The organism is Comamonas humi (assembly GCF_054782535.1).
Genome location: NZ_BAAGSH010000013.1, coordinates 73,397 through 86,393, shown reverse-complemented (window position 1 = coordinate 86,393; position 12,997 = coordinate 73,397). Strand labels below are relative to the sequence as shown.

At 67.6% G+C, this 12,997-nt stretch carries 11 protein-coding genes; 9 read left to right on the top strand and 2 right to left on the bottom strand.

From position 1 onward, the window contains the following. Nucleotides 1–8 precede the first annotated feature (8 nt). The gene (gene uraH, locus ACYVKR_RS14495; protein ID WP_460481624.1) at nucleotides 9–359 is read left to right on the top strand and encodes a hydroxyisourate hydrolase; all 351 of its coding nucleotides are present in this window, start codon (nucleotides 9–11) and stop codon (nucleotides 357–359) included. Nucleotides 360–553: 194 nt separating this feature from the next. On the opposite strand, the gene ACYVKR_RS14490 is transcribed toward uraH, so the two are convergent. Next, nucleotides 554–1,009: a hypothetical protein gene (locus ACYVKR_RS14490; RefSeq protein ID WP_460481623.1), complete on the bottom strand. Its 456-nt coding sequence runs from the start codon at nucleotides 1,007–1,009 to the stop codon at nucleotides 554–556. Between the two features lie 66 nt (nucleotides 1,010–1,075). Here ACYVKR_RS14490 and xdhC point away from each other — a divergent pair, with 66 nt between their 5' ends. After that, complete coding sequence (gene xdhC, locus ACYVKR_RS14485; protein WP_460481622.1) at nucleotides 1,076–1,909, top strand: xanthine dehydrogenase accessory protein XdhC; 834 nt, start codon at nucleotides 1,076–1,078, stop codon at nucleotides 1,907–1,909. Between the two features lie 202 nt (nucleotides 1,910–2,111). Then, nucleotides 2,112–3,365 (top strand): urate hydroxylase PuuD, encoded by a 1,254-nt coding sequence (locus tag ACYVKR_RS14480; protein WP_460481621.1) that lies wholly within the window; start codon nucleotides 2,112–2,114, stop codon nucleotides 3,363–3,365. A 549-nt stretch (nucleotides 3,366–3,914) separates the two neighbouring features. On the opposite strand, the gene ACYVKR_RS14475 is transcribed toward ACYVKR_RS14480, so the two are convergent. Continuing rightward, nucleotides 3,915–4,937, bottom strand: a complete 1,023-nt coding sequence (locus ACYVKR_RS14475) for a porin (protein ID WP_460481620.1) — start codon at nucleotides 4,935–4,937, stop codon at nucleotides 3,915–3,917. 263 nt (nucleotides 4,938–5,200) lie between these two features. Between ACYVKR_RS14475 and ACYVKR_RS14470 the strand changes: the two genes are divergently transcribed. The 6 genes from ACYVKR_RS14470 to ACYVKR_RS14445 all read left to right on the top strand — a co-directional run bounded on the left by ACYVKR_RS14470 (nucleotide 5,201) and on the right by ACYVKR_RS14445 (nucleotide 12,980). Next, on the top strand, nucleotides 5,201–7,186 hold the full coding sequence (locus ACYVKR_RS14470) for a sensor domain-containing diguanylate cyclase (RefSeq protein WP_460481619.1): 1,986 nt from the start codon (nucleotides 5,201–5,203) through the stop codon (nucleotides 7,184–7,186). Between the two features lie 82 nt (nucleotides 7,187–7,268). Next, nucleotides 7,269–8,228, top strand: coding sequence for a LysR family transcriptional regulator (locus ACYVKR_RS14465; RefSeq protein ID WP_460481618.1), 960 nt, complete (start codon nucleotides 7,269–7,271; stop codon nucleotides 8,226–8,228). 22 nt (nucleotides 8,229–8,250) lie between these two features. Next, nucleotides 8,251–9,798, top strand: a complete 1,548-nt coding sequence (locus tag ACYVKR_RS14460) for an ABC transporter ATP-binding protein (protein ID WP_460481617.1) — start codon at nucleotides 8,251–8,253, stop codon at nucleotides 9,796–9,798. Continuing rightward, nucleotides 9,785–10,879, top strand: a complete 1,095-nt coding sequence (locus tag ACYVKR_RS14455) for an ABC transporter permease (protein WP_460481616.1) — start codon at nucleotides 9,785–9,787, stop codon at nucleotides 10,877–10,879. Before ACYVKR_RS14460 ends, ACYVKR_RS14455 begins: the two co-directional genes overlap by 14 nt. Further along, nucleotides 10,879–11,799, top strand: a complete 921-nt coding sequence (locus tag ACYVKR_RS14450; RefSeq protein ID WP_460481615.1) for an ABC transporter permease — start codon at nucleotides 10,879–10,881, stop codon at nucleotides 11,797–11,799. The genes ACYVKR_RS14455 and ACYVKR_RS14450 overlap by 1 nt, the downstream gene beginning before the upstream one ends. Before the next feature lie 29 nt (nucleotides 11,800–11,828). Beyond that, complete coding sequence (locus ACYVKR_RS14445) at nucleotides 11,829–12,980, top strand: BMP family ABC transporter substrate-binding protein (RefSeq protein ID WP_460481614.1); 1,152 nt, start codon at nucleotides 11,829–11,831, stop codon at nucleotides 12,978–12,980. Nucleotides 12,981–12,997: the final 17 nt, after the last annotated feature.

Below are 12,997 nucleotides of genomic sequence, written 5' to 3'. Positions count from 1 at the left end.
ATACCCCTATGGGACTGAGCACACATGTACTAGACACGATGAATGGCTGCCCCGCCGCGGGCATGCAGATCGCGCTTTACGCCACCAACGGCGACCAGGCGACGTTGATCAAGCGCGAGACGCTGAACCACGACGGGCGCACCAACACCCCGCTGTTCGACAACAACAGCATCAAGACGGGCACGTACCGGCTGTCGTTCGACGTGGCGGCCTACTTTGCCGCCAAGGGCGCGCAGCTGCCCGAGCCGAACTTCCTGAACGTGGTGAGCATCGACTTCGGCGTGGCCCACACCGACCAGCACTACCACGTGCCGCTGCTGGTCAGCCCGTGGAGCTACGGCACCTACCGCGGGTCCTGATCCGCTGACGCGCGGCGCGCCTCCCCACCCAAGGGGGCGCCCGCGGGGTCCATATTTTCAAAAAAGATAGCTGCTAGCGCTTGCTACATAAGCGCTGGAGGCCAAAAAGGCTCAATATCCGCTAGATGGAAGCGCGGATAGGTGCACTATGCTTCGCCATATAGCGTCCGCAGCCCGCCCGCCTAAGATGGGCTTCACTCCTGACCTTCCGTCAGCGTCTGCAACTGGAACTGGCCGGATTCGTCCCACAGCCAAGTCTCGGTATAGCTCACCGCGCCCAGTTGCGCGGCGGCCGGAAATGGAGCGGCCGCACGCAGCAGCTGCTCGATTTCCTCCGTGACCTCCGGCGCATGGCCGGGCTGGCGCAGCCAGTGCAGCCGCTGGATGCGGCCGGCCGCATCGATATCGGTGCGCACCACGGCAATGGCATACAGCGGCGAGGGCAGAATACCCTGGTGGACGCGCACGGCGTAGCGCGCGTAGAGGTGCGCGGCGGCCTCGGCGCGGTAGGCGATCTCGTCTTCGGCCTGGGACACGGCGGTGGACGCCTCGCCGAAGACCGCCGGCGGCGCCGGTGCGAACCAGGACCGGATGCGCGCCAGCAGGCCGGGCTCGCCGGGATCGGGGGTGGGAGTGGAAGAGGTGCTCATGGTGAGGAACAGGTTTCGCTTGCCGGGGTACTTGGGCAGAGGGTTGATCCCCCAAGGAGACACAGTGTGACGGCTTTGCAACAGTTTCTGGACCGCCTCGCCACCCAGCCGGCATGCCTGGTCGAGGTGGAGTCTACACAGGGTTCGGTGCCGCGCGAAAAAGGCGCGTGGATGGCCGTTTTCGCCGAGGACAACGCCGTTGGCACCATCGGCGGCGGCCACCTCGAGTGGATGGCGACACAGCATGCGCTGCGCATGCTCGAGCAGCCGCAGCTCGCCGAATCCAGCGAGCGCTATGCGCTCGGGCCGTCGCTCGGCCAGTGCTGCGGCGGCGTGGTGCACTTGCGCTTTCGCCGCGTGGCCGCAGCCGATGCGCCCACGCTGCGCCAGGCCCTGTCGCAGAGCTGGATGCCGGTGGCGCTGTTCGGCTCCGGCCATGTGGGCCGGGCCCTGGTGCAGACCATGGCGCAGCTGCCCGTGCAGGTGCAGTGGATAGACAGCCGCGAGCACGGCTTTCCGGCGCAGGTGCCCGAGAACGTGCAGTGCGAATACTCCGATCCCGTCGAGGCGGCCGTCGAAGGCCTGCCGTCCGGCAGCTCGCTGTTGGTAATGAGCTACAGCCACCAGGAGGATTTCCAGGTGCTGCTCGCGGTGCTCAAGCGCCTGCGCGAGGCCGACGACCTGGGCTTCATCGGCGTGATCGGCAGCCGCACCAAGTGGCAGACCTTCCGCCACCGCATGCAGGCGCGCGGCTTCAGCGACGCCGAGATAGACCGCATCACCTGTCCCATCGGCGTTCCCGGCGTGGACGGCAAGGAGCCCGAGGTGATCGCCGTGGCCGTGGCGGCGCAGCTGCTGCAGTACCGCAGCCAGTTGCAGGCGGCATTGGCGTCGGCATGAAATCAGGGAAAGCTCTAGGTGGCCGGCTGCAATTTGGCAGCCACTGAACACCGTTTTTGTATACACTTACCGTCTACAAAATGGTCGCAGCGGAGCCCATGCCCTTCCAAGCATGAGTGCGCGGCCGAAATTTCTGCTCAGAGCGCCCGCCGTGGTGAGCAGGTTCAACAGGCAGCCCCCACGGCTGCCAAGGATGAGAGCGATGGAAAGCTATCTTCTCGATTGGGCCAACCTGCTGCTGCGATGGCTGCACGTCATCACCGCCATTGCGTGGGTTGGTTCGTCGTTCTATTTCGTGTTTCTGGACAGCAGTCTGACCCCGCCCGAGGATGAAGACCTCAAGAAGCAGGGCGTCAGCGGCGAGCTGTGGGCCCTGCACGGCGGCGGTTTCTACCACCCCGTCAAGTTCAACGTCTCGCCTCCGAAGCTGCCTGACCACCTGCACTGGTTCTACTGGGAAAGCTACACCACCTGGCTCAGCGGCTTTGCGCTGCTGACCGTGTCGTACCTGTGGAACGCCAAGATCTACCTGGTGAACCCGGCCGATCCGAACGCCATGAGCTCTGCCGCCGCGATTGCCGCTGCGCTGTCGTTCCTGGTTGTGTTCTGGCTGCTGTACGACGGCATCTGCCGCATCTTCGGCCAGAAGAAGAACGGCGACGCCATTGTCGGCGGCCTGGTGCTGGTGCTGGTGTGCATTGCCGCCTACCTGGCAACCCACATCTTCCCCGGCCAGGCAGCCTTCCTGCTGATGGGTGCGATGATCGCCACCTCGATGAGCGCGAACGTGTTCTTCTGGATCATCCCTGGCCAGCGCACCGTGGTGCGGGCCCTGCGCGAAGGCAAGCCGGTCGATCCGATCTACGGCAAGCGCGGCAAGCAGCGCAGCGTGCATAACACCTATTTCACGCTGCCCGTGCTGTTCGCGATGCTGTCGAACCACTACGGCTGGCTCTACAACCACCCGCAGAACTGGCTGGTGCTGATCGGCATGATGTTCGCCGGCGCCGCCATCCGCCAGTTCTTCGTGCTGCGCCACGGCTTCAAGCTGGGCCGCAACAGCCACCCCTGGCCTTATGCCGCCGTGGGCATCGCCGCGATCATCGCCGTCGGCATCTGGCTCAAGCCCGTCGACAAGCCCGCTGTGGCAGCACCGGCACCGGCCGCTGCTCCCGCAGCCGGCGCACCGGCAGCCGCCGCGGCAGGTGCCGTGGGCTACGACCAGGTGTCCAAGATCTTCGCCCAGCACTGCGTGGTTTGCCACAGCTCGGCCGGCCTGGCGCAGAAGAACGTGAAGCTCGACTCGCCCCAAGAGGTGGCCGCGCACACGCAGCAGATCTACCAGCAGGTCGTGATCCTGAAGAAGATGCCTTTCGGCAACCCCGACGGCATCAACGCCGACGAGCGCGACCAGATCAAGCGCTGGTTCGAAGGCGGCGCGCCTACGGCTCCGTAAGCGGCCCTGGCCCCTTCGCTACACAGCCCCGGCTTTGCCGGGGCTTTTTGTTTGGGATCGCTTGGGGGTATTGAGTGATCTCGCTGCAGGTTTATGTGCAGAGGCCGGGACTCGCCCCGGCGGGCGACCTACTTTCTTACTCGTGTAAGAAAGTAGGCAAAGAACACGCCCCGACTGTCTGCGACCCCGCTGCACAGCAGCGGGGCAACCTGTGGCGCGACGTTTGCGGGGTGCGCCGCAGAACTCTCTGCGCGCCAGAGGCGCTCCGTTCGGACAACCGCGGCGAGCCAGATAACGAAGCATGCGCGCTCCGACGCGCATGCCACCCCGCAAACGTCGCGCCACAGGCGCAGTCAGAAGGGGATGGGAGGCAACTCGGGCCATCGCTATGCTCGGCCCAGCAAAGCCTGGCCGAGCCGCTGGGGCTAGAGTCGACCTCTGTCCTTGAACGAGGTCGCGGACCAACTCTTCAAGCGCCGGACATAAAAAAAGGAATGTGGATCCCACATTCCTTGTGAAGCGCCAGGCCCTGGTGGGCCATGGCAGCGATCAGAAGCGGTGGCGGATGCCCACGCCGAAGCTCGTGCCGTTGCCGAAGTTCGTGATCTTGTCGTACATCAGGATAGCGTAGGCATCGGTGCGCTTGGACAGGTCGTAGTTGTAGCCCACCGACACGGTGTTGCGCTTGGCATCGGTCGCGTCCAGCTTGGTCTGCGCCCAGGCGGCCAGGATGCGGCTGTTGGCGGCCAGCGGGATGGTGGCGCCCAGCGAGGCCGTCTTGCCCTTGTAGCCGTCGGTCTTGCCCTTGGTCTGGCCGTAGGTACCCATCAGCTTGACCACGTTGAAGTCGTAGCTCGCACCCAGCATCCAGTTCTTGCGGCCATCGGGCAGCACGGCGGGGTTCGGGTCGGACATGCCCACGTCTTCGTAGAACGCCGTCAGGCCCAGCGGGCCGCTGTTGTACATCACGTTGGCGCCGACGTTCTTCTTGCCGTTGTTGCCTGCCTGCTCGCCGAACTGGTAGTGCAGGTTGGCCTTCAGGCCGCCGAAGCTGGGGGTGCTGTAGACCACCTGGTTGGCCCAGCCGGTGTCGGAGGGGTTGGTGCCCTTCCAGCCCGAGGCGTTGAACAGCGGCACGTTCTGGTGCAGCACCAGCGGTGCGAACGTGAACGAATCGCCGAAGGGGTTGAACAGGATGGTGGGCAGGAAGTTGGGCGACTTGGTGCGGCCCAGCAGCACGCCGCCGAAATTGCCGCTCAACTGCACAAAGGCGTCGCGCGAGAAGAACGGATCGTTCGTGTAGCGGCCGGGCGTGCCGGTATCACCGCGGAAGAAGCCGTTCAGCATGAAGTTGGCCTTCAGGCCGCCACCCAGGTCTTCGGAGCCCTGGAAACCGATCCACGACGTCGTCATGCCGCCGCTGTTGACACCATTGGTGCGGCCGGCGTCGCCGGGGTTCTTCATCGAGCCGATGTAGACGTCGGTCAGGCCGGTGACCTGCACGGTCGATTGCGCTTGCGCGGCGCTGGCACATGCCGCGGCAGCGGCCAGTACAAGCAGAGTCTTTTTCATACCCATCCTTTGTTATGCATGTGGAATGTGACCGGGTCCGGTACCTAGGCGTACTACCCGAATCAGGCGCAACTGTGCATGAGGTCCAGGGCTGCGTCTTCTAGAAATTACCCAAGTGTTGCGCTGATACCGCAGGTAAGGCGGATTACGTGCTGGTTTGCGGGCTCAATCCCTGCGGTTTTCACCGGATCGCAAATCGCCGGCTTGGGCCTACAGTGTGTCCATGAGGAGGATGTGATGGACCCACGTCAAGGAGCCCGCCCGTGAGCGATCCGCAAGAGCTGCACGAAGCCCCGCAGGCGCATGCCGCCGATGGCGCACGCATGCTCCCCGGGCCGTGGCTGGCCAAGCTGCTGGCTGCGCTGGCGCTGGCCTTGGTCCTGGCCGCGGGCCTGTCCGCCTATGTGATGGCGCAGTACCAGGAGAGGGCTTTCACCCGCCATCTGCAGGCGCAGCAGACCGACGACATCGAGGTGCTGGCGCGGCTGATGGGCAGCAAGCTGGAGCAGAGCCAGAAGGTGCTGGCCTCCGTCGCCGAGAGCCTGGGGCCATGGGCCACGGACCCGCGCCCCTCCGTCGACTGGCTGGTGCAGCAGGGCCTGCCCGCGGCCCGCTATTTCGACAGCGTCGTCATCGCGATGGGCAGCAAGGTGTTCCGCCTGCACCTGCGCTCCAGCAAGGGCGCCGAGGAGGCCGACGTGGACCCCGCGGAGCGCGAGGTGCTCAAGCGCACATTGGTGCAGGGCAAGCCGCTGATCTCGGCGCCCATCCACAGCGACACCACCGAGCCCAGCATGGCCTTCAGCATGCCGCTGCTCGACAAGTCGGGCGAGCAGAAAGGCGCGCTGGCCGGGGTGCTGCGGCTGCAGTCGCAGGGCCTGCTGCCGCCGGCCACCGAGTCCGGGCTGGTGGTGCTGACGGCCGACGGCGTCATCCTCGCGCACCCCGATCCCACGCGCATCCTGGGCCAGGCCAGGGACGAGCCCGGCCTGCGGCAGGCGCTGGCCCAGTGGCACGAGAGCCGCCCGGCGGGAGCGCCCGCGGCCGGGCAGACGCATGCCTTTGGCCCCTACCTGGTGAGCATGGCCGAGATCCCGTCCGCCGGCTGGCTGCTGGCCCGCACCATCCAGCGGGGCGAGCCGCTGGCGCCACTGGCTGTGGAGCGGGCGATCGCCTGGTGGCCGGTGGCCGCCATTGCGCTGGCTGTGCTGGCGCTCGCCGGTTTCTGGACCTGGATGCATACCCGCCGCCTGCGAAACCTGCATGGCGCCGTGATGCGGCATAACAATTATTCTGGCGATGAATTGGAAGTTTTCGAGTCTGCATGGCAGCAGTTGAGCGCGACCGAACTGAAACAGTCGGCCGACGCCCTGCAGCAGCGCAGGCTCATGGATGCCTGGCTGGAGCATGCCCACGAAAGGGTGGTGCTGCTGCAGGACGACCAGGTGGAGCGCTGCGGCTGGGCGCTGGCCCAGGAACTAGGCTATGAGGAGCGCGAGTTGCGCTCGCAGCCGCTGGCCCGTTGGGTGGTGGACTCGCAGCCGCTGGTGCCGGCCTGGCAGGCACTGAAGCTGCAGGGGCACTGCCGCCTGGTGGTGCAGGTGCGGCGCAAGACCGGCGAGGCGGTGGCGCTGCAGGTGCGCGCCTTCTCGGTCGGGCCCCGGCGCATCCTCTGCTTCGTCGAGGACCCGGGCCGGCATTCGCCGGGCGGCGCCGGCTCGCTGGACGCGCTGACCCAGCTGCCCGGCTATCCGGCATTGCTGGAGCAGGCGGCGCTGCTGCTGCACGCCGCCGATGCGCCGGCGCTCCAGGGCGAAGCCTCGTGCGTGCTGCTGTATGCGAATGTGGACAACATGTCGGCCATCAATGCCCTGGCCGGCCGGGCCGAGGGCGACCGCATCCTGAAATACGTGGCCGACCAGCTGCAGCTGCTGTGGCCCCACCGGGGCTGGGCCGCGCGGGTATCGGGCGATAAGTTCGCGCTGCTGCTGCGGGCCTGCTCCACGGAACAGGCCATGGTGCTGGCGCAGCGCCTGTGCGAGCAGGTGCACCATTGGCGGCTGCGGTCGCATGCGCTGCGGTTTCCGCTCACGCTCAGCATCGGCGTGGTGCCGGTCACCGGCAAGCATGCCAGCGCCGAAGCGCTGGTCCGCGCCGGCGATCTGGCATGCTACCAGGCCAAGCGGGCCGGCGGCGACGGCGTGCACTGCGACAGCCGCCCGCTGCCGGTGCTGACTGCACCGAAGTAGTGCGGGCCGGCCGCCGGCGGGTGGTGTCAAAATCCACCACGCCCGGCGCTGCCAGGCTGAATAACGAGAGACACCACGACCGATGCGGGACCAAGCACTTTTCGACAAGATCGACCTCCACCTGATACGGGTGCTGCACACCGTGCTCACCGAGCGCAGCGTGTCGCGCGCCGCGCTGCGGCTGGGCATGTACCAGCCGGCGGTGTCGGCGGCGCTCAAGCGCCTGCGCGATCTGGCGGGCGACCCGCTGCTGGTGCGTTCGGGCTCGGGCATGATGCCCACCGAGGTCGGGCAGCGCATGCTGGAGCCGGCGGCGGCCATCCTGCGCGCGGCCGAAGGCCTGTTCTCGGACGTGCGCACCTTCGATCCGCGCACGGCGACGCGCACCTTCCGCATCGCGGCCAGCGACTACCTCGATCCGCTGTTCATTCCGTCGCTGGTGGCGCGCATCAAGAACGAGGCGCCGCTGTGCCCGGTGGAGATCTACTCGCTGTCGGCGGAGACCCACTACCACGCGCAGCTGGAGCAGGGCGACATCGACGTGGTGGTGGGCAACTGGCTTAAGCCGACGGACGACCTGCACATGGCGAGCCTGCTGTCCGACGAGGTGGTGTGCATGGTCAGCAAGCAGCACCCGGCGGTGCGCCGCGGCTGGGACATGGCGAGCTGGCTGGAGGCCGAGCACATCGCGCCCACGCCGACCTATCCCGGCGCGCGCGGCGTGATCGACGCCCACCTCGATGCGCTGGGCGTGCAGCGGCACGTGATGGCGCGTTGCACCCATTTCAGCGCGATCCCGGCCATCGTGGCATCGAGCTTGCTTGTGCTGACCACCGGCCGGCAGTTCTGCGAGCGATTCACCGACAGGCTGCCGGTGACCATCCTGCCCTGCCCGATGGAACTGCCCGCGCTGCAGTACTACCAGCTGTGGCATGCGCGCTCGCATGGCTCTGAGGCGGTGGGCTGGCTGCGCGAGTGCCTGAAGAAGACGGCCGTGGCGCTGCGCAAGCCCCTGAATATTGCATCTGCTGACATCCCGTGAATCTGAGAGACAATTGCCGCCCATGAGTCCAGCCCCCGTTCCCGCCACCCCCTCGCCACCGCTGCGGCTGCAGCTCACGGGCATCACCAAGCGCTACCCGTCCGTCGTGGCGAACAGCGGGGTGTCGCTCTCGGTGCGCGCCGGCGAGATCCATGCCGTGCTGGGCGAGAACGGCGCGGGCAAGTCCACGCTGATGAAGATCATCTACGGCGCGGTCAAGCCCGACGAGGGCCAGATCCTGGTGGACGGCCAGCCGGCGGCGATCCGCAACCCGCAGGAGGCGCGGCAGCTGGGCATCAGCATGGTGTTCCAGCATTTCAGCCTGTTCGACACGCTCACCGTGGCCGAGAACGTCTGGCTGGGGCAGGGCAAGCAGATGCCGCTGGCCGAAGTCGCCCGGCGCATCGAGGAGATCGCCGGCCAGTACGGGCTCGAGGTCGATCCGCAGCGCCCGGTGCACACGCTGTCCGTGGGCGAGATGCAGCGGGTGGAGATCATCCGCGGCCTGCTGACCCAGCCGCGCGTGCTGATCCTGGACGAGCCCACGTCGGTGCTCACACCGCAGGCGGTGGAAAAGCTCTTCGTGGTGCTGCGCCAGCTCGCGGCCCAGGGCTGCAGCATCCTGTACATCAGCCACAAGCTGCACGAGATCCGTGCGCTGTGCACCGCCTGCACCGTGCTGCGCGGCGGCAAGGTCACCGGCGTCTGCAACCCGGCCGAAGAGAGCAATGCCTCGCTGTCGCGGCTGATGATCGGCGCCGAGCCGCCCAAGCTCACCCACCGGCCGCTGCATGCCGGCGACGCGGTGTTGCGCGTGCAGGGCCTGCAGCTCGCGCGCCAGGACCAGTTCGGCGTCGACCTGTCCGACATCGGCCTCGAGGTGCGCGCCGGCGAGGTGGTGGGCATCGCCGGTGTGTCCGGCAACGGCCAGAAGGAATTGATGTACGCGCTGTCCGGCGAGGACCGCCGCGCCGCGCCGGCCATGGTGCAGGTCGGCGGCGTGGCCGCCGGGCGCCTGGGGCCGCGCCAGCGGCGAGCGCTGGGACTGCACTTCGTGCCCGAGGAACGCCTGGGCCGCGGCGCGGTGCCGGTGATGGGCCTGGCGCACAACCTGCTGCTGACCCGCGACGACATGCTGGGCAAGGCCGGCTGGATACGCATGGGCCAGCTCGACGAGATGGCGCGCGCCATCATCCAGCGCTTCGGCGTCAAGGCGGGCGGCCCCGGGGCGGCGGCCAAGTCGCTGTCCGGCGGCAACCTGCAGAAGTTCATCGTCGGCCGCGAGATCGATGCCAAGCCGCGCCTGCTCATCGTCGCGCAGCCGACCTGGGGCGTGGACGTGGGCGCCGCGGCGCAGATCCGTGCCGAGCTGCTGGCGCTGCGCGACCAGGGCTGCGCGGTGCTGGTGCTGAGCGAGGAGCTGGACGAATTGTTCGAGATGTGCGACCGCCTGCACGTGATCGCCAAGGGGCGGCTGTCGCCGTCGGTGGCGCGAGCGGAGGCCTCGGTGGAGCAGATAGGAGCCTGGATGAGTGGTTTGTGGGAAGGGGTGGGCCATGCTGAAGCTTGAGGCGCGTCCGCAGCCGTCGCGGCACTGGGCCTATGCATCGCCGCTGCTGGCACTGCTGATCACGGTGCTGATCGGCGTGCTGCTGTTCGAGCTGCTGGGCAAGGACCCGGTGCGGGGCCTGCAGGCCTTTTTCTGGGAGCCGATCAAGTCGCCGTATGCGCTGGCCGAGCTGACGATGAAGGCCACGCCGCTGCTGCTGATCGCGCTGGGCCTGGCGGTGTGCTTCCGCTCCAACGTCTGGAACATTGGCGCCGAGGGGCAGTTCGTCATCGGCGCGGTCGCGGCCGGCGGTGTGGCGCTGCTGGCCGACAAGACCACCGGGCCGTGGATCGTGCCGGTGGTGCTGCTGGCCGGCGTGCTGGGCGGCATGGCCTGGGCCGGCATCGTTGCGCTCCTGCGCGACCGGTTCAACGCCAACGAGATCCTGGTCAGCCTGATGCTCGTCTACGTGGCCGTGCAGGTGCTGAGCTACCTGGTGTTCGGCCCGTGGAAGGACCCGATGGGCTACAACTTCCCGCAGACCAAGATGTTCGAGCGCGTCACCCAGGTGCCGCGCCTGGTGCAGGGCCTGCGCATGAACATCGGCGTGGTGATCGCGCTCGTGGGCTCGGCGGCGCTGTGGCTGTTCCTGTTCCGCTTCCGCGCGGGCTTTGCGCAGCAGGTCGGCGGGCTGGCGCCGGCGGCGGCGCGCTACGCGGGCTTCTCGTCGCGCCGCGCGCTGTGGGTGGCGCTGCTGGTCTCGGGCGGCTGCGCGGGCCTGGCCGGCGCGCTTGAGGTCGCCGGGCCGGTGGGGCAGCTCACGCCCTTCGTGCCGCTGGGCTACGGCTTCGCGGCCATCATCGTGGCCTTCGTCGGGCGGCTGCACCCGGTGGGCATGGTGTTCTCGGCGGTGCTGATGAGCATGTTCTACATCGGCGGCGAGCTGGCGCAGTCGCGCCTGGGCCTGCCCAAGTCGCTGACCGGCGTGTTCCAGGGCCTGCTGCTGTTCGTGCTGCTGGCCTGCGACACCTTGATCGCGTACCGCGTGCGCTGGGTGTCGGCGCCTTCGGCCGGAGCGGCCGTCGTGAAGGGAGGCCAATGATGGAATCCTACGCATTGCTGCTGGGCTCCACGCTGACGGCAGGCACTGTGCTGGCGCTGGCCTCGCTGGGCCTGCTGGTCAACGAGAAATCCGGCGTGGTGAACCTGGGGGCCGAGGGCATGATGCTGTGCGCCGCCATCGCCGGCTTCGCCACGGTGGTGAAGACGGGCAACCCCTGGCTGGGCTTTGCCGCCGGCATGGCGGCGGGCGCGGTGCTGGCGCTGGCTTTCGGCTGGCTGGTGATCTGGCTCAATACCAACCAGTACGCCACCGGGCTGGCGCTGTCGCTGTTCGGCGTGGGCTTCTCGGCCTTCGTGGGCATCGACTTCGTGCAGGCGCGCATGCCCGAGCTGCCCAAGTTTTCCATTCCGCTGCTGGGCGACCTGCCGGTCGTGGGGCCGGCGCTGTTCCGCCTGCACCCGCTGGTCTACGGCGCGATGGCGCTGGCGGCGCTGCTGGTCTGGTTCCTGTACCGCACGCGTTCCGGCCTGGTGCTGCGCTCGGTGGGCGAGTCGCCCGAGTCGGCCCATGCGCTGGGCTACCCGGTGCGCCGCATCCGGCTGGCGGCGGTGGTGTTCGGCGGCGCGCTGTGCGGCCTGGCCGGCGCCTTCATCTCCACCGTCTACACGCCACTGTGGGTCGAGAACATGGTGTCGGGCCGCGGCTGGATCGCGCTGGCGCTGACCACCTTCGCCACCTGGCGGCCGGCCCGCGTGCTGCTGGGTGCCTACCTGTTCGGCGGCGTGACCATGCTGCAGTTCCACCTGCAGGCTTCGGGCGTGCAGGTGGCCAGCCAGCTGCTGGCGATGCTGCCATACCTGGCGACCATCGTGGTGCTGGTGCTGATCTCGCGCAACCCGGCGTGGATACGCATCAACATGCCGGCATCGCTGGGCAGGCCCTTCTACCCCGGCTCGTGATTTTTTTCAGAACTCGAAAGGATATTTGCATGAACGCTCTGCGCAAGCGCACCTGGCTCCAGATGATCGGCCTGTCGGCCATTTCCGTGGCGGCCCTGACGGCGTGCGGCAAGAAGGAGGAGGCCGCGGCCCCCGCCGCCGCGCCGGCCGTGCAGGCGCCTGCGGCTGCGGACGGCAAGCTCAAGATCGGCTTCATGTACGTGAGCCCGATCGGTGACGGCGGCTGGACCTTCCAGCACGAGCTGGGCCGCAAGGCCATCCAGGCCAAGTTCGGCGACAAGATCGAGACCTCGATGGTCGAGAGCGTGCCCGAGAGCGCCGACGCCGAGCGCGTGATGCGCGACATGGCTGGCCAGGGCAACAAGCTGATCTTCGCCACCAGCTTCGGCTACCAGGAGTTCGTGCAGAAGGCAGCAGCCGACCTGAAGGATGTGAAGTTCGAGCACGCCACCGGCTACAAGCAGGCCGACAACGTGGCCATCTACGACGCCAAGACCTTCGAGGGCGCCTACCTCGCCGGTATCGTGGCCGGCGGCATGAGCAAGACCAAGACCGTGGGCGTGGTGGCCTCGGTGCCGATCCCCGAAGTGGTGCGCAACGTGAACAGCTTCGTGCTGGGCGCGCAGAGCGTGGACCCGTCCATCAAGGCCAAGGTCGTGTGGGTGAACGAGTGGTTCGCGCCGCCCAAGGAGGCCGAGGCCACGACCTCGCTGATCAATGGCGGCGTCGACGTGCTCTACCAGAACACCAACTCGCCCGCGGTGCTGAAGACGGCCGAGGAGCGCGGCGCGCGCGCCTTCGGCAAGGACGGCGACATGAGCGCCTTCGCGCCCAAGGCGCACCTGGGCTCGGCCGTGATCGACTGGACGCCGTACTACAGCAAGGTCGTGCAGGACACGCTGGACGGCAAGTGGCAGGGCGGCTCGTTCTGGTGGGGCGTCAAGGAAGGCGCGATGGACCTGGTGAAGATCGCCGACGACGTGCCGCAGGACATCAAGGACAAGGTGGCCAAGGCCCGCGCGGGCCTCAAGGACGGCAGCTTCGCCGTCTGGACCGGTCCGGTCAAGGACAACACGGGCAAGGAAGTGCTGGCCACGGGCCAGGTGGCCGACGAGGCGTTTCTCAAAGGCATCAACTTCTTTGTCAATGGCATAGAAGGCAAGGTCCCCGGCGCGCAATAACCCCTGAAAGGAACGAA